This window comes from Exiguobacterium sp. ZWU0009 (assembly GCF_000798935.2).
In the GTDB taxonomy this organism is placed as follows: Bacteria; Bacillota; Bacilli; order Exiguobacteriales; family Exiguobacteriaceae; genus Exiguobacterium_A; species Exiguobacterium_A acetylicum.
On sequence record NZ_CP018057.1, the window covers coordinates 196,399 to 213,127 of the forward strand.

The window sequence follows — 16,729 nt, forward strand, 5'->3', positions numbered from 1 at the left end:
CCGTCACACCTTTTCGACAGCATCTGCATGGCATCCCCGTTCCGGATTCGGTATACTAAATGTACGATATGTGAAAATATTCACTAAAAGTCGTTCACACTTTGTGAAAGGACGTTTGTATATGAATCCATTAAAAGGAATCGTTCAGATTCCACGCAGTATTCTCATTCAATTCATCATTGCGGCTTTCCTGATGGGGGTTGCGGTCGTCGGTCAATCGTACGGCATCGTGTTGACGGTCGATCGAATTTTCCTGAAAGAGCAACCGTTTGAAGCCGTCATTCCGTTACTGCTCGTCGTTCTCGGTATGCTGTTGCTCCGGGTCGCCGTGACGTATTGGAACGGTCGTCTCGGTACGACGTTATCGGCGCACATGAAGCAGGCACTCCGGGAAGCGCTCGTTGCGAAATACACAGGTCGCTCGGTCGAGATGATGCTACAAGGGCAAGCGGGACAGAAGGTCAGTGTCTTGCTCGATGCCGTAGACGAGATGGACAGCTATTACAGTCAATACTTGCCGAAAGTCGTCCAGACGACAATCGTTCCCTTGATGGTCTTGATCGCGGCATTCAGCTATGACTGGATCACCGGTCTCGTCATGATGATCACGGCACCGTTCATTCCGTTGTTTTACATCATCATCGGCATCATGACGCAAAAGCGGGCCGATGCTCAACTCGAGAAGATGACGGCGTTCTCAGGAACGTTTCTTGATACGTTGCAGGGATTGACGACCTTGAAGTTATTTGGTCGCGCGAAACGACAACGTGACGTCATCGAAAAAAGCAGTCTTGATTTCCGGGATGCGACGTTAACGGTCTTGAAACTCGCTTTCTTGTCGTCGCTGATGCTTGAGTTCATCTCGATGCTCAGCATGGGAATGATCGCACTTGAGGTCAGTCTGCGCTTGATTCTGTTCCAAAGCATCACCTTCATTCCGGCGTTCCTGATGCTCGTGTTAGCACCAGAGTACTATCTTGCCTTAAAAGAGATGGGGGCTGCCTTCCATACCGGACGCGGTAGTGTCGCGGCAGCGAAACAGATCGCAGCCGAACTGACGGCAGACGATCGTCCCGTTGCCTTCGGTCAATCAGAACTTTCGATGAACCGTCCACCACGAATCGTCTTGGATGAAGTTGATTTTACGTATCAAGAAGGACGTTTTGCCTTACAAGACGTGACACTCGCGATTGAACCATATCAAAAAGTGGCGTTGATCGGTCGCAGTGGTGCCGGTAAGTCGACTGTCTTACAGTTGATTGCTGGACTCGCGGATCCAAAAGAAGGACGGATTCTGCTCGACGGGATTGAGCGCAGTCATGTGGCGGAAGCAAGTTGGTTCCGTCAGTTGAGCTACATCTCGCAACATCCGTATCTGTATGCCGGAACGCTGGCAGAAAATATCGCGATCGGTGAACTCCGTCAAGCGACACCGGAAGAGATTTTCGAAGCGGCGCAGGCGGCAGGGCTCGAGGAGTTGGTTGCGACGTTACCTGAAGGAATTAATACGGTCATCGGAGAAGGCGGACGTGGTCTATCGGGTGGCGAGAAACAGCGCGTTGCGTTGGCACGCGCATTCTTGAAGCGACCGAACGTCATCGTCTTTGATGAACCGACGACCGGACTCGACGTCAAAACAGAGCGACTGCTCCAACAAGCGATCGAACAGCTTGGACAAGCAGCGACGGTCATCACTGTCGCGCACCGCCTGCATACAATCGAGCGCTCGGATCAAATCGTCGTCCTCGACGGCGGACGAATCGTCGATCGCGGCACCCATGATGAACTACTTGGACGTGATTCGGAATATGCCCGGATGCGGAGCGTCCAGAGAGGGGAGGAAACACGATGAAGGAATTACTAGGAGTCTTTCGGTTGATGGTGAATCAAAAACGCGATATCGCCTGGTCGATCTTCTTCGGTGTCCTCGCCGGGGTGACAGCAGTTGGGTTATTCGCAGCAAGTGGTTACCTGATTTCAAAGGCAGCCTTGTTGCCACCAATCCAGACACTCGCCGTCCTGATTGCCCTGCAAAAAATCTCGAGTCTGACGCGTGCTGTCAGTCGGTATGCGGAACGTTATTATTCGCACCGAGCGACGTTTACGATCCTCAGTGATATCCGGACGTCGTTCTACCGGAGACTCGAGCCGCTTGCACCCGGTATTTTCGGGAAGTACCGAAGTGGGGACTTACTTGCCCGAATCGTTGGGGACGTCGAGAGTCTGCAAAATACGTTTTTACGTGTCCTTTATCCACCGATCGTCTTGTTGCTCGTCTTCTTCTGTACGATCTTTTTCGTCAGTTTCTTCTCGTGGACGATTGCTGGGATTCTATTGCTTGGTCTGATTCTGACCGGTTTCTTGATTCCAGGTTGGTTCGCGTACCGCGAACAACGTTTCGCACGTTCGGTCCGTGTCCGACGCGGTGATCTGTCGACAGAAGTGACGGAGTTGTTCCAAGGCTATCGCGACTTAAAGATTTACCAGCAACTCGATCAAAAAGAACAGGACTTGAATGCCGTCGCAAAACGGTATGTCGAGGAAGAAAAACGGAATGGTTTACATGCTGTTTCGAACCTGGCCCTGAATACGATGGTGACGCTGATCATCTCTTGGCTCGTTCTGGGTGTCGGTGCCTATCTCGTCGCGAGTGGACAACTCGAAGGTGTATTCCTCGCTTTACTCGTCATGACATCGCTGACGGTCTTTGAGAATGCAGCACCGATGGCGATTTTACCAGGCTTTTTCGAAGATAGCCGGCATGCTGCGAAACGACTCGATGAAGTCGTGACCGAGCAAGAGGAGCCAACTTACGACACGTTCGTTCTCGATCAGGCACCATCCTTTGAAACGAACGCGTTGACGTTCACTTTCCCTGATGCACCGCGTCCGGTCTTACGTGACGTCACCGTCGCGATTCCTGCCGGTAAGAAGACGGCGATCGTCGGGGCGAGTGGCTCCGGGAAATCCACGTTACTTCAATTGATGCTACGGATGTATCCGACGGATGGATTAACGATTGCTGGTCAAGACAGTCAGACGGTTGATCCGGAAGGACTTTGGCAACACGCGAATGTTGTCTTGCAACAGAATCATTACTTTTATGGAACGCTTCGTGACAATCTATTGCTCGCGAACGAAGAAGCGGCGGACGAGGCAATGCGTCAAGCACTTGACGATGTTGGATTAACGACGTTTGAATTGAACGACCGTGTATTTGAAAAAGGCGAGAACTTGTCTGGAGGAGAAAAACAACGCTTAGCGATTGCCCGTGTGCTCTTGCGGGAAGCGTCGCTTTACTTGCTTGACGAACCGACGTCTTCCGTTGATGCTTTGACGGAACAGATGATTCTTACACGACTGTTTGAACGGGCAACGGATGCGACACTTGTCCTCGTTAGCCACCGATTAGCAGGTCTTGAAGCGATGGATCAAATCATCGTCATGGATCAAGGTCACGTCATCGAAGTCGGAACGTATGCCGAATTGATGGCGCGACAAGGAGCGTTCTATGAATTAAAACAAGTCGAACAGTCTGTGTTTGCTCCGATTGGATAATAAGTAGTAAAAGATAAAAGGTAATCAACAAATGTTTGACGAACAGAAGGTCGTTTTCCGAATGAAAAATCGGAAAGCGACCTTTTTTGTTAAATGGGAGAAGAAGCAGATTCATCTTTGACTCCTATAGGAAAAGAAAGCAAGGATGATACAAGCAGATAGTTTCTTACATCACACTACTTCTTCATGAAATAAGAAAGAGTCAAAAAGACATGACAGCCCACTTCTGAAATGGTAAAGTCTAGAAAAAAGTGTGGAGGGATTTCATGAATATTGAACAATCATCTATCGTCGTCGATCAAACGACCATTTCATATGATCATTTTCAAATGGGATCCAAACAAGTCTGCTTCTTGATTTCGGGAGCATCGTACCTATACGATCATCCTTACTTCTACTACAGCCGGATGGCACTACTAGCTCGAGGCATCGATGTCGTCTGTATTCACTATGTAACGGAAGAGCTTTTTTCGATGACGGACGCAGAATCGAATGCCTGTATGACACGCCGGGTCGACGCCGTCGTCTCAGAAGTGCTGGCGACGCATCCATACGAAAACGTTCAGTTCATCGCAAAGTCGTTAGGAACGATTCCGCTAGCGGCATTACTTGCTAAGCCAAGTCTACAGACAGCACGCATCGTCTTCTTAACACCCGTTCTTGAAGCCGAAGTAGTCGAACAAATCGCCACCTCGTCGCAAACTGGACTCCTTGTCATCGGGACAGCTGATAAGTTTTATGATGAAGCGGCGCTTGAAACGTGTCGTACCTCGCAACTGACGATTGATGTCATCGAAGGAGCGAATCATTCCTTGGATCAAGGATTCGAGGTCAATCAATCACTTGCGGTTCTCGGACATATCGTTCGTCAAATCGAAGCGAGTTTATTTGAACCGCTCCATAAGTAAAAAATCCGTCCAGCAGAGAGTCTGCTGGACGGATTTTTTAGTATGGACGAAGTAAGGCACGAACGGGACTACCGTCGCCATCAACGAGCGGGAGCGGGACGGCGTTGAGGTGGTAATCACCAGGCGTGATCGCATCAAGGACGAGTCCTTCGAGGATATGGACTCCATGCTGCGCCAGTGCGTGATGGGCGGCCATTTCCTTACTATCGATTGCATCGACGCTTGGTAAGTCGAGACCAATCAGCGAAATCCCGAGTTCCCCAAGACGTTCAGCAAGACTTGGCGTCAAGACGGGAATCGTTTCTGGGAAAGTTGATTTGTCGATCCAACCATCCGTTTTAATGATCAAGCGCTGGACGTCATTTAGCTCAAAGCCATCTAAATCAGCGGCTGTGATTTCTGTACGACCTGGTAAGTAAATGACGCGCGCATGTCCGATATAGAGATCTGGATCAAGGTCGATGATTTTTTGTCCGGCATCGTCAAAATGAAACGGCGCGTCGACGTGGGTGCCGGTATGCAGACTCATCGTTACCTTGCCGACGTTAACGGAACCGGTGTCTGCCTTGTTCCATGTTAATGTCGCTTCAAACGGTGTATCCCCCGGCCACGTCGTGACGTGACGATCCAGTGGTTGTGAAACATCAATCCATCGTGTCATCGCTGCATCCTCCTCATAATGTCGTGCGGACTGACCACAGTTCCGGGAAAAATCTGTGGTCAAGCACACGTCGTAGATAACTGACACCAGACGAACCGCCTGTTCCTGGCTTTTGTCCGATGATCCGTTCGACGGTACTCATATGGTTAAAGCGCCACATTTGTTGTTGGCTCCCGATATCGAGTAGTTTTTCACCGAGTTCATACAGATCCCAGTATTGTTCGACATCCCGATAGACGGTCGCCCAAGCTGCTTCGACACTTTCATTCGGCGTCCAGTCCTGCGTGACATCACGCTCAAGGACGGATTCGTCGATGGGTAGCCCATGGCGCGCCATCGCCCGGATCGTTTCATCGTAGATGCTTGGTGTCTTCAAGTCTTCGAGCATCATCGGATAAAGTGTTTCGTCATGCGCGTAAACTTTTAGCATCTGCTCATTCTTGAAGCCGAGCGCGAATTCGATTTGGCGGTTTTGATACGACTGAAAACCGGATGAGTGACCAAGCGCGTCACGGAATTCAAGATATTCGGCCGGGGTCAAGGTCGACAAAACATTCCACGACTGAATTAGCTGGTGCTGAATCTTTGAGATGCGTGCGAGCATCTTAAACGATGATTCGAGATCATCGTTTGCGACGGCTTGCGTCGCTGCACGCATCTCATGCAGGATCAGCTTCATCCAGAGTTCGCTCGTCTGATGAATGATGATGAAAAGCATCTCATCATGATGCCCCGATAAGCGATGTTGACTCGAAAGCAATGGATCTAGTTGCAAATAATCCCCGTAGGACATATTTTTCTTAAAATCCGTTTGAATCGATGCTTCAATAGACGTAGGATCTGTCTTTGTCATTCCCGTTCATCCCCTTTATCGAATTAATTCAGTTTTCGTTTTTCAGCGGTCTGTGGTTGTTCCGGATGCGCCCGTTTCCAGAAGAAATAGGCGATCGATAAGAACACTAACCACGGTACACCAAACTTCAAGACGATTTGGAAATCTGTGAACCATGTCGTTAGTACGAGTGCGAATAACAACAATGCACCGAGGGCAGTCAAATACGGATAGCCCATCATCCGGACCGGTAACGTCCGTCCACCTTCACGTTCCCATGCTTTACGGAAGTACAGATGGGAGATGAAAATCATGAACCACGTGAAAATCGCTCCGAACATCGAAATTCCCATCATGAATGGATAAGAAACGCTCGATTGACTGCTGATGATCCCCGCGAGAAAAATCCCGAGCGTTGATACGGCGAGTGCGAAGAGCGGTACACCTTTTCGATTCAAACGACCAAATACTTTTGGCGCATACGTTGCCTTTGATAAGGAATACATCATCCGTGTCGAAGCATACAGCTGACTGTTCATCGCAGACAGCGCCGCCGTCAGGATGATGAAGTTCATGATGCCGCCTGCATACGGAATCGATAGCATCTCCATTACTTTGACGAACGGACTTTGATCGACGCCGCCCGCTTGTTGCCAAGGGACGATCATCAACATCAAAGCAATCGTGATGACATAAAACGTCGAGAGACGGAAGACTGTTGCTTTTAATGCTTTCGGTACAGCGACATCTGGGTCCTTCGCTTCACCAGCAGTTACGGCAATCAATTCCGTTCCGAGGAAGCTGAACAGAGAGATGAAGATTGCGATCCAGAGACCCGAGAAGCCGAACGGCATGAAACCACCGTCGTTCGTGAAGTTTTGCGGACCAATCTCAGGACTTGGACTACCGATGACCAAGTAGGCACCGAGCAAAATGAATAGCAAGATGGCACTGATTTTAATGACTGAGAACCAGTATTCGAAGGTTGCGAATGTATTGACTGTCGTGGCATTGATGTAAATCAACGCGGCAGCGAATACGAGAATCCAGACGACCCCGGGAACGTCCGGGAACCAGTATTTCATATAGATCGAAATCGCACTGACTTCAACGCCAATTGCAAGAACGTTTGCAATCCAGTACGAATAGCGGACGAGAAAACCCGCATATGGACTAATGTATCGTTCGGCAATCGTACCGAACGAGCCAGATGTCGGATGGGCGACCGTCATTTCAGCCAGACAGCCCATTAAAAGTAAGACGATGAAGGCACCGACTGCGTAACTGATCAAAACGCTCGGTCCGGCAAGCCCGATCGCGAGCCCACTTCCGAGGAAGAGACCAGTTCCGATCGCACAGCCCATTGCAATCATCGTAAGTTGACGTGTCTTGAGTTCACGCCGTAGTTCAGTAGGTTGTTCCATGGTGTACTCCTTAAGCAACGACTTCGCGTTCATTTGCGAAACGTTCGTATTCTTTATCTTCCATGATTCGTTTGAGTGTCGCGACGACGTCATAGACATCGGTAAACGTATTGTAGAGCGCGACGGGTGCTAGACGAACGATGTTCGGTGCCCGGAAATCGGGGATGATTCGATTTTCCTTGAGTGCTTTACAGATCCGTGCCGCTTCCGGGTGCTCGAGGCTGAGATGCGCCCCACGGCGTTTATCGTCGATCGGGTTTCCGATGACAAAACCGTACGGTGTGAGCTCCTGCTCGACAAGTTCCATCATGTACTGTGTCAGCGCGAGTGACTTCGTCCGGACGGCTTCGATACCGACTTCGTCAAACATCTCTAATGCACCGATTTGTGGAGCGAGACTTAAGACGTGTGGTGTCCCGATTTGGAAAGCCCCGGCGTGCGCCGCCGGTGTCATCGTGTGATCCATGTCGAATTGCTTATCCTTACGAGAACCGAACCAGCCCGTCAGACCAGGCAACGTTCCGAAATGACGTTCGTGGACGAACAATCCACCGACCGTTCCAGGACCACCGTTCAAGTGCTTGTAATTACACCAGTAGGCAAAGTCGACACCCCAGTCATGGAAAGCATGGGGAACGGCTCCGACGGAATGACAACCATCAAAACCAATCAGGATGCCACGGTCGTGTGCCGCTTTCGTTAAACGCTCCATATCGAGAATTTGTCCACTTCGGTAAAGTACCGCCGGCAAGACGATCAACGCGATATCGTCCGTCATCGCAGCGATGATGTCGTCTTCTTCTAAAAAGCGACCGTCACGACTTGGAACTTGGACGAGGTGTGTCTCCGGATCGAGTCCACGTAAGCGAAGTTGGCTTTGAAGGGCATAGATGTCCGACGGGAATGTCAGCGCATCCGCTAAAATCTTATCTCGCCCTTCCGTCGGTTGGAAGAATGTCGCGACGAGTTGATGGAGATTGACGGTCGTCGAGCCGGTGACCATGACTTCTTCTGCTTGTGCGCCGACGAGCGGAGCGTTGAGAGCAGCGAGACGTTCCGATAATTCGAACCAAGGATGACGTCCTTTCATCCAGCCATCGATTCCGAGTTCTTTCCAGTCTGATAGCGACTCGAGCAACGTCTTCTCGGCACGCTTCGATAATAAACCGAGCGAGTTTCCGTCCATATAGATACTACCCGGTTGCAGATAAAACTCATCACGATAAGCAGATAGTGCATCGTGCTCATCCCGAGCAACAGCATCGGTCCGTTTTGCTTGCAATGTCATACATCATCCTCCTCAAATGAATGCTCAATCAATTTTGACAAAAGCGTAGCAAACAAATTGACATTGTGTCAATATTATCGAATAGAGAAAACAAAAGGAGTGAAGGACATGTCATCTTCTCAACCAGAAAAAATCGATAAACGTCATCTGCGTACGGTGCGGACACGCGAGAAACTGTTGAGTGCGGCACGTGACGTCTTCTTAGAACAAGGGTTTCAAACGGCAACGATTTCACAAGTGATTAAACAAGCTGGCGTCGGTTACGGAACCGCTTATGTCCATTTCGAAGGGAAAGATGAGCTACTCGTCGTTTTAATGGAAGATGTTATGAGCCGTTTCCACGCGATCGCGGAACGAACATTCGAACCGGCGACACCGATGGAGGCAAAGGAACGCATCGTGACCCAAGCAACGGATTTCTTACGTCTCGCGGAAGAAGAACGAGCGATGTTACGGATCGTCGAGCAAGCAATCGGCGTGTCTTACATCGTCCGTGCAAAATGGAAAGCGATTCGGGAACGGTTCATTGATCGGATCAGTCAGGATATCGAGTATGCGCAGAAGACAGGACTTGCACGGCAGGATGTCGACCCGAAACTCGTCGCCCGTGGTTGGTTCTTCGCGAACGAGATGTACTTATTCGAAGTCGTCCGTGAAGAGGCGACAGCAACGATTGAAGAGATTGCACACGTCTTAGCGACGATTTATACACAAGGACTCTACCGGATCGAGGATTGATGAACGGACGGGAAGGGAACGTTTCGAAGTAGAAGGGAGCGTGACCGGGATGGCGTTTGATTACGATCTCGATTTCAAGACGACGGATTTTCGTAAGGAGCCGGAAAAGTACCGAGTTGGACGCGGGGAGCAAGGGGTCTTACTCGTCGAACCTTATAAAAGTGAGATTTTGCCGCATTGGCGTTTTAAGACGCCGGACATCGCGAAGGAATCGTCCGAGAAAATTTATGAGATGTATTTAGCTTATAAAGAAGACGGAGACTTCGTCGGCATGGATATGGCGCGGAAGTTCATTCAAATGGGACATACGCGCGCACGACGTTATGCGAATTACAAAGGTGGACGCAAATATAAAGATAAAGAGAAAAACGAATTGCACACACGTGAAATCGACGAAGAAAAAGCGAAATCCGCGGCCATCTTCCAAGAAAAATGGGATTTGATCCGGGCGGATGAAGAGTATTTAGCGTTAAAACGGGAACATCAAAAACAATACGGTTAAACGAATGGTCGCGATTCTCTAATAGAGGAATGGAGTGGGAGCGGTGCGAACAGGATCGAAAATTATTGTGGGAATCGTTATTGTTTTCGTACTAGCTTTAGTTTGGTGGCTCGCATCACCACTTTTTTTGAATGAATCAGTCGATGAAGGACTGCCGCCAGGTTCTTCGACAGTGAAACAAAAGGAGGAGGAAAGCACTACCGAAACGTCACAACCTTCTCCGGAAGAAACAGAAACTGAATTATCAGGTACATTCATGAACGGTGAAAAAAATTACAAAACATCAGGGGACGTTAAGACGCTAACTGTAGACGATACGTTGTATCTGCGTTTTGAAGATTTTCAAACGACGAACGGTCCAGATTTGTTTGTGTATTTAGTAGAGCCTGGTGAAGATACAGCAGATGGAATTCGTCTTGGTGCTTTAAAAGGGAATCAAGGGAATCAGAACTATGTGATTCCAAAAGACGTAGATTTGATGAAACATAGCCGTGTCGTCATTTGGTGTCGTGCCTTTGATGCTGACTTTGGAACAGGTGATTTAAAAGCAAGGAACGAATGAAAAAGCAATGCACTTCCGAATGAAAAGTCGGAAGTGCATTGCTTTTTGATGTTAAGAAGTATGTTCGACTTTTTTAATTAAACGCGATTGACGTTTTTGCCAGATGAACGATCCGATGAACGTCACGACGAGGAAGATCAGACCAAGTGCGAACGGATAGAGAATGTTGACGTCATACAGGATACCTGCAAGCGTTGGTCCGAGCACGTTCCCGATGCTCATGTAGGCATTGTTCATTCCCATAGCAAAGCCTTGCTCATTACCAGCGAGCTTTGAAATCATTGTATTCAAGACAGGACGTAAAATTGAAGTCGCGAGGAAGATGACAAGGGTAATTGCAAAGAATCCACCGTAACTTGATGTCAACAATGATAAGAAGAAACCAAGTGCCGCAATGAACAGGAACAGGTTCAAGACCTTTCCTTCTCCGAGACTACGTGATAGCTTATCGACGATGAAGATTTGAGCAATGACGCTGATGATGCCGGTCGACGTCACCATGATCGCGATGTCTTTCGGTGAAGCGCCGAATTGGTCGTCAACGAATAGACCAAGTACTGATTCGTATGCCATGAGACCAAAGCTCATAACGAGTGTAATGACGAGCGGGACGAAGTATGGTTTCTTAAACGACGTTCCGAGTTTCTTGAGCATCGACCCTTCATCGGGTGCCATCGCTGTTGCATCGTGTTGTTCGCTTTCTTGAAGCAACAAGACGCTGAACAAGACGGCTGCACCTGAGACGATCGCTGAGACGAGTAACGGCAATTTTAAGTCATACTCGGCAAGGAAACCACCGATTCCTGGACCGATGACGATTCCGAGTGACATCGCAGCCGAGACGTAACTGTTTCCTTTTGCGCGTTGATCCATCGTCGTGATGTCCGCGACGTAAGCAAAAATTGCTGGGATCAGGAGGGCAGCACCGGCACCACCAATTGCGCGCGAGATGTAGAGAACCGTGACGGAGTTTGAGAAATAGAAGACAAACATCGAGAGCGTCAAGCCGATCAATCCATAGATAATCATCTTGCGACGACCGTATTGGTCCGCCCATTTTCCGGCAATCGGTGACATGACGAGCTGTGCTCCGGCAAAAATCGCAATCATTAATCCAGCCGCCGTTCCCCCCTGTCCAATCGAAGCTAAGTAAGCGGGTAGAATCGGAATGATAATCCCGAAGCTCCCGACCGCAATAAACATATTGATCATGAGGACCGTTAATTTTTTTCGTTGATCCGCGTGCAAGGGGACCCCTTCTTTCGACCCGCTTTCTGTAGGCGGTTATTTGTTTCACCTTCATTATCTTAGATTCAAGCTAAAGGACCTGTCAATGTAGACGAGTCGAGGATTTGAAAAAGACCCCATCCCTCGAGTGGATAGAGTCTGTTCAGATTTATTGTTCTTTTTTTAATAACCATTTGATGTTCGGTGATAGCAACGGTCGGAAGATCGTCACGACGGGGCGACTCGACAGCAACCAGACGAATCCGGTAGCGAGCAAGAAGGACAGTCCAATCAGTAACAGTGGCGACTCCGTAATGGCTGGCGGAACCGAATCACGGAATAAACGGACGATGAACGAGTGAATCAAGTAGATCGCAAGTGTCTGGATGCCGATCTGGTCGAATCGATCTCCAAATGACCGATGCGGCACGAGCAACAAGACCGAGAAAATCATGATCGTACTGACGGCATAGAGGAACAGTTGAATTGCTGCTCCCTTCAGAAGCGAGACTTCAAATTCCCCGTAGGTGTCGCGGTAGAAGAGCCAGACCGTATCAAATCCGTTTTTCGTCCAGACAATCATGAAGATGATAATCAAGAGAGAGACGATCAGACCGGTCAGTCGACCGATGGGTGCTGTCATTTGCTTTCGCCAGCCGGCGTCAGTTAACCAACCGCGCTCTTTGACGAGATAACCCATCAAGAAGAACGGATAAAAACTGACGACTTTTTGCAACGACAGAAAGTTCGTGATCGAATCTGGATTGGCATTGATCAACAAGGCAAATAAGATACTGACGATCAGCGGGAAACGCATCACCTGGAATGCGGGGGTGACGGTCTGCCAAATGATGATCCCGAGCAGGTACCAAAGCGTCCAATTCGGAACGAGCGGATGGAGTAATCCATCGAGCATCTCACTTAAGGAATCATCCTGCGTGTAGGACAAATAGATTTCGTGAATCGATTGCCAGATGAAATACAGGGCAACGAAGGCGAGGATCCGTTTAGGTCGAACTTGCTTGAAAAAGTAGCCGCTCATGAAGATAAAAGCGGGCATGTGCAACAAGTAAATGACGTTATACGCCATCCGGACGCTATCGTTTCCGGGTAAATCACGGAATGTCTCGATCAAGTGACCAAAGACGACCATGAAAATGAGTAAGACCTTATAGTTCCCAAGCCAATGATCGTACGTAGGGGTAGTCACTGGTTTGATAGGAGCAGTCATTTGTTCTCACCTAGCAGAATTTGATCAACGAACCGGGCACTCGATTTCCCGTCCTGATGTTCAAAGAAATATTCTGCGAATGCTTTGACGTTATGCATTTCAAAGTCTTTGTTTTTAATCCGTTCAATCAACTCTTCCGATGTTTTGACGATTGGACCCGGAACGAATTCCTCGAAGTCGTAATAGAAATCACGTTTTGAGATGTAGTCCTCAAGGTCATACGCGAAGAACAACATCGGTCGATTCAATAGGGAGAACTCGAAGCAAGTCGATGAGTAATCCGTAATCAAGATGTCTGAGACGAACAGCAACTCGTTGATTTCACGATGATCCGTCAGATCGAGGAAGAAGTCAGCGTAAACTTCAGGAATCTCCATCCGGCGGCGGATGAATGGATGCAGTTTCAGAACGAAGACGTACTCCTCATGAAGTGCTTCGTACAGCGCATCGAGATCAAGTTGATCAAAATCATAATAGGCACTCTTCGCACCATTTCCTCGGAACGTCGGCGCGAACATGATGACTTTCTTTTGTTTGAAAACTGGATATTCTTCATAGATACGTGCTTTCGCTTCCTCAATGAACGGTTGATCGAAGAACATATCCGTCCGTGGAATACCGGTCGCGATGACTTGATCTTCGCGTAAACCGAATCCTTCTGCGTAATGACGAGCGACATTATGGGAGCTGACGATGGCTTTCGTATAGTTCCGGTGACTAAGCGAGTTCGCGCTTGGACCACCTGGTTTTCCGAGGCGGCTGTAACCGAATGTCTTGAAGGCACCAACGGCATGCCAGACTTGAACCAGATCACTGCCTTTACGAATATTCAACGGATAGATCATCGGATAGAAGTCATCGACAAGAATCGTCTTTGCTGTCGCTAAGTGATAGGGCAACGTAAATTTATCGCGCCAATCGCGACGAGACTGAAGGTTCGGCTTGAAGAACGTCTTCACATCGAGATCGAGATTGCGACGCTCGATCTCATCCAAGATATAAGCAAAGTTCCCACTGATATCACTCCGAGAATCCGAAGCGAGGATGACTTTATTCTCTTGGATCGGTTGCGTCCATTTCGTGACGTTATAAATCGCCTTAAAGGTAAAACGACGGAACTTGAACGCGCGCTTCTTCATATTCTTCTTCCACTTCTTATAGCGATCGATGACTTGGATTAGACGTTTCGATTCGCCTTTCTTCAGGGAATGGAAACCTAAAGAGTTGCTGTATTCCGAATACTGCACGACAAGTTCGTACTCGAGCAAGATCAAGGCGTTACTATGTTTTGTATCGACGCGGTAAGCGACTGGGATTAACGAACGCGTATCACCAAAAGGCGCTTCATGTAAAATCGTCTGCCCTTGAACGATGGCGAAGAACGCATCAAAATAGCCCATCGGTAATGGACGACCTGTCGTTGTGATGTGATTCAGGTTCAATTCGCCTGTAAAGAACTCTTCCGTCCAGTCCCCCTCAAACGGAAAGCGGCAAATGAATGTCCGTTTGTTTCGTTTATTACGGAAGACGATGGCACGTTCGAGAGGCACCAACGCTTCAGCAGGTTCGGACTGGATGTAATCATCGCCCGGCTCCTCAAGTTCAGGTTGCTGTTGCGATACAGGATTTTCAAATAACGTTTGTTCGGCACGCAAAAAATCAGTCAATCCACTTAAACGTGCTTCGAAACGGAAAGTCGTTCCAGCTAATTCCAAGTAGTTGACCTCGGCTTGTAAAGTAGGCGCAAGTGTCTCTTCTGTCAAAACCATCTCTCCTCGCTCGAATAATTACATTACATTTACACAATAATGATAAAATTTTAAAATCCATGTGAACGTAGTATAGTGAAACTAGAAATCACCACTCATTATATCGTGAGACATTAAAATTGATAGGGATTTCTTTATTTTTTTGTGTTTTTGTAAAATAACACTTCAACACAGACTGCATCATTACACATACCCTGAACGTTAGGGAGAGAAAACCGAAACACGATTATTTCATAAGGGAGGGAAGCAGGTCGTCTCGTTTGGAAGAAATAACGAGACACTGCGCCAGAAGATGATTTATGCAGCCATTTTAGCTGGAGGAAAAGGAACACGGATGGGGAATGTCGATCGACCGAAACAATTCTTATCGATCGGAGAACGTCCAATCATCGTCCATACAGTAGAAAAATTCCTATTACATGAGGAGTTTGACCGCATCATCATCGTCACACCGACTGCTTGGATTAACTATACGCGCGATATTCTAGAGAAATACATCGGAAAAGATGAGCGTCTTGTCATCACACCAGGTGGACAGGATCGAAATGAATCGATCATGGCAGCGGTGAACTGGATCGAAGAGAAAAACGGTCTGTCTGATGAAGATATCATCGTTACACATGATGCCGTCCGCCCTTTCTTGACGCACCGCATCATCAAGGAAAACATCGAAGCGGCACAAGAATTCGGTTCATGTGACACGGTCATTTCAGCAATCGATACAATCGTTGCTTCAACGAACGGTAAAACGATCACGGATATTCCGGTTCGTGATCAGATGTATCAAGGGCAGACACCACAAAGTTTCCAAATCACGAAGTTGAAATCGCATTATGAGTCGCTCTCAACGGAAGAACGGGCGATTTTGACGGATGCGTGTAAGATCCTTCTTCTGAAAGGGGAAGATGTGGCGCTCGTCACAGGGGAACTATTCAATATTAAAGTGACGACACCATACGACCTACGGATTGCGAATGCTATCTTGAAGGAGCGGATTCATCAATGATTAACCAAGTCTATCAACTCGTCGCCCCGCGTCAAATCGAAGTGACATATGATGAACGGTCATTGAATACGGATCGTGTTGTCGTGCGTCCCACGTATTTGTCGATTTGTCACGCGGATCAACGCTACTTCACGGGTAGCCGTAGTGCGGAAGTATTGGCGAAAAAATTACCGATGGCCATGATTCATGAAGGCATCGGAAAAGTCGTGCATGATCCGAGTGGAACATTCAAGAAGGGGACACTTGTCGCGATGGTTCCGAATACACCGACGGAAGAAGATGACATCATCGGTGAAAACTATCTGCGGACGAGTCGTTTCCGTTCGAGTGGATACGATGGATATATGCAAGACTATGTGTTCCTGAAAGCAGATCGTCTTGTCGAAGTACCGGCTGATCTTGACCCTGAAGTCGCGGCATTCACCGAGCTCGTCAGTGTATCGGTCCATGCCTTGACTCGTTTTGAAAAGATTGCCCATCCTCGTCGGGAGACATTTGGAGTATGGGGGGACGGAAACCTTGGTTTCATCACAGCACTTTTGCTACGTAAGTTGTATCCGGAAGCAAAATTACTCGTCTTTGGTAAAACGCAGTCGAAGCTTGACTATTTCTCGTTTGCAGACGAGACGTACCACATCGACCAGATTCCAGCCGATGTCTCCTTCAACCACGGTTTTGAATGTGTTGGGGGAATTGGCAGTCAATACGCGATTAATCAGATGATCGACTACATCATTCCGGAAGGCACGATGGCATTGCTCGGCGTATCAGAAGATGCCGTCGCGATCAACACACGGATGATTCTTGAAAAAGGTCTTCGTGTCTACGGTTCAAGTCGGAGTACGCCGGCAGATTTCGCACGGACGATGGAGTTATACCAAACACATCCTGACATTCCAGCTTATTTATCAAACCTTGTCTCAGGTGTATTCCAAATTCGTCAAATCGAGGATATTCATAAAGCGTTTGAAAATGATTTGACGAATCGGTTCGGAAAGACGGTCATGGAATGGTGCATGTAAC

Annotated in this window: 15 protein-coding genes; 8 read left to right on the forward strand and 7 right to left on the reverse strand. The window is 48.3% G+C overall.

Features of this window, described 5'->3' with window-relative positions; translation table 11 throughout:
• The first annotated feature begins 121 nt into the window (after positions 1–121).
• From cydD to L985_RS01205, 3 genes are all read left to right on the forward strand, one after another.
• Positions 122–1,852, forward strand: coding sequence for a thiol reductant ABC exporter subunit CydD (cydD, locus tag L985_RS01195; RefSeq protein WP_029343143.1), 1,731 nt, complete (start codon positions 122–124; stop codon positions 1,850–1,852).
• Positions 1,849–3,558 (forward strand): thiol reductant ABC exporter subunit CydC, encoded by a 1,710-nt coding sequence (gene cydC, locus L985_RS01200; RefSeq protein WP_029343144.1) that lies wholly within the window; start codon positions 1,849–1,851, stop codon positions 3,556–3,558. Before cydD ends, cydC begins: the two co-directional genes overlap by 4 nt.
• 266 nt (positions 3,559–3,824) lie before the next feature.
• A complete protein-coding gene (locus L985_RS01205; protein WP_029343145.1) occupies positions 3,825–4,466 on the forward strand; it encodes an alpha/beta hydrolase in 642 nt (213 codons plus the stop codon).
• 37 nt (positions 4,467–4,503) lie between these two features.
• On the opposite strand, the gene kynB is transcribed toward L985_RS01205, so the two are convergent.
• From kynB to kynU, 4 genes are read right to left on the reverse strand one after another with little or no spacing between them, the layout of a single operon-like run.
• Complete coding sequence (gene kynB, locus L985_RS01210; RefSeq protein ID WP_029343146.1) at positions 4,504–5,127, reverse strand: arylformamidase; 624 nt, start codon at positions 5,125–5,127, stop codon at positions 4,504–4,506.
• Positions 5,128–5,140: 13 nt separating this feature from the next.
• Positions 5,141–5,980: a tryptophan 2,3-dioxygenase gene (gene kynA / locus L985_RS01215; protein ID WP_029343147.1), complete on the reverse strand. Its 840-nt coding sequence runs from the start codon at positions 5,978–5,980 to the stop codon at positions 5,141–5,143.
• Between the two features lie 23 nt (positions 5,981–6,003).
• Positions 6,004–7,383 carry an amino acid permease gene (locus L985_RS01220; RefSeq protein WP_029343148.1) on the reverse strand — a complete coding sequence of 460 codons (1,380 nt, stop codon included), beginning with the start codon at positions 7,381–7,383 and terminating at the stop codon, positions 6,004–6,006.
• A 10-nt stretch (positions 7,384–7,393) separates the two neighbouring features.
• A complete protein-coding gene (kynU, locus tag L985_RS01225; RefSeq protein WP_047392009.1) occupies positions 7,394–8,671 on the reverse strand; it encodes a kynureninase in 1,278 nt (425 codons plus the stop codon).
• Between the two features lie 108 nt (positions 8,672–8,779).
• Here kynU and L985_RS01230 point away from each other — a divergent pair, with 108 nt between their 5' ends.
• The 3 genes from L985_RS01230 to L985_RS01240 are packed head-to-tail and all read left to right on the forward strand — an operon-like array spanning position 8,780 to position 10,473.
• Positions 8,780–9,409 (forward strand): TetR/AcrR family transcriptional regulator, encoded by a 630-nt coding sequence (locus tag L985_RS01230; RefSeq protein ID WP_029343150.1) that lies wholly within the window; start codon positions 8,780–8,782, stop codon positions 9,407–9,409.
• Between the two features lie 49 nt (positions 9,410–9,458).
• Positions 9,459–9,911 carry a DUF4385 domain-containing protein gene (locus L985_RS01235; RefSeq protein WP_029343151.1) on the forward strand — a complete coding sequence of 151 codons (453 nt, stop codon included), beginning with the start codon at positions 9,459–9,461 and terminating at the stop codon, positions 9,909–9,911.
• 43 nt (positions 9,912–9,954) lie between these two features.
• Entirely contained in the window at positions 9,955–10,473 is a 519-nt protein-coding gene (locus L985_RS01240; protein ID WP_047392004.1) for a DM13 domain-containing protein, read from the forward strand.
• 51 nt (positions 10,474–10,524) lie between these two features.
• On the opposite strand, the gene L985_RS01245 is transcribed toward L985_RS01240, so the two are convergent.
• The 3 genes from L985_RS01245 to L985_RS01255 form a co-directional block, all read right to left on the reverse strand.
• Positions 10,525–11,721 carry an MFS transporter gene (locus L985_RS01245; RefSeq protein ID WP_047392001.1) on the reverse strand — a complete coding sequence of 399 codons (1,197 nt, stop codon included), beginning with the start codon at positions 11,719–11,721 and terminating at the stop codon, positions 10,525–10,527.
• A 148-nt stretch (positions 11,722–11,869) separates the two neighbouring features.
• Entirely contained in the window at positions 11,870–12,910 is a 1,041-nt protein-coding gene (locus tag L985_RS01250; protein WP_231925674.1) for an acyltransferase family protein, read from the reverse strand.
• 17 nt (positions 12,911–12,927) lie between these two features.
• The gene (locus L985_RS01255) at positions 12,928–14,700 is read right to left on the reverse strand and encodes a CDP-glycerol--glycerophosphate glycerophosphotransferase (RefSeq protein WP_029343154.1); all 1,773 of its coding nucleotides are present in this window, start codon (positions 14,698–14,700) and stop codon (positions 12,928–12,930) included.
• A 292-nt stretch (positions 14,701–14,992) separates the two neighbouring features.
• Here L985_RS01255 and L985_RS01260 point away from each other — a divergent pair, with 292 nt between their 5' ends.
• Both L985_RS01260 and L985_RS01265 read left to right on the forward strand, forming a co-directional pair.
• Positions 14,993–15,706 (forward strand): IspD/TarI family cytidylyltransferase, encoded by a 714-nt coding sequence (locus L985_RS01260; RefSeq protein ID WP_029343155.1) that lies wholly within the window; start codon positions 14,993–14,995, stop codon positions 15,704–15,706.
• Positions 15,703–16,728 carry a ribitol-5-phosphate dehydrogenase gene (locus L985_RS01265; RefSeq protein WP_029343156.1) on the forward strand — a complete coding sequence of 342 codons (1,026 nt, stop codon included), beginning with the start codon at positions 15,703–15,705 and terminating at the stop codon, positions 16,726–16,728. The genes L985_RS01260 and L985_RS01265 overlap by 4 nt, the downstream gene beginning before the upstream one ends.
• The last annotated feature ends 1 nt before the right edge of the window (position 16,729 follow it).

Bases quoted from the DNA above. Each gene is read 5' to 3' on its own strand.
- cydD (WP_029343143.1), top strand. From the start codon at position 122: ATGAATCCATTAAAAGGAATCGTTCAGATTCCACGCAGTATTCTCATT.
- cydC (WP_029343144.1), top strand. From the start codon at position 1,849: ATGAAGGAATTACTAGGAGTCTTTCGGTTGATGGTGAATCAAAAACGC.
- L985_RS01205 (WP_029343145.1), top strand. From the start codon at position 3,825: ATGAATATTGAACAATCATCTATCGTCGTCGATCAAACGACCATTTCA.
- kynB (WP_029343146.1), bottom strand. From the start codon at position 5,127: ATGACACGATGGATTGATGTTTCACAACCACTGGATCGTCACGTCACG.
- kynA (WP_029343147.1), bottom strand. From the start codon at position 5,980: ATGACAAAGACAGATCCTACGTCTATTGAAGCATCGATTCAAACGGAT.
- L985_RS01220 (WP_029343148.1), bottom strand. From the start codon at position 7,383: ATGGAACAACCTACTGAACTACGGCGTGAACTCAAGACACGTCAACTT.
- kynU (WP_047392009.1), bottom strand. From the start codon at position 8,671: ATGACATTGCAAGCAAAACGGACCGATGCTGTTGCTCGGGATGAGCAC.
- L985_RS01230 (WP_029343150.1), top strand. From the start codon at position 8,780: ATGTCATCTTCTCAACCAGAAAAAATCGATAAACGTCATCTGCGTACG.
- L985_RS01235 (WP_029343151.1), top strand. From the start codon at position 9,459: ATGGCGTTTGATTACGATCTCGATTTCAAGACGACGGATTTTCGTAAG.
- L985_RS01255 (WP_029343154.1), bottom strand. From the start codon at position 14,700: ATGGTTTTGACAGAAGAGACACTTGCGCCTACTTTACAAGCCGAGGTC.
- L985_RS01260 (WP_029343155.1), top strand. From the start codon at position 14,993: ATGATTTATGCAGCCATTTTAGCTGGAGGAAAAGGAACACGGATGGGG.
- L985_RS01265 (WP_029343156.1), top strand. From the start codon at position 15,703: ATGATTAACCAAGTCTATCAACTCGTCGCCCCGCGTCAAATCGAAGTG.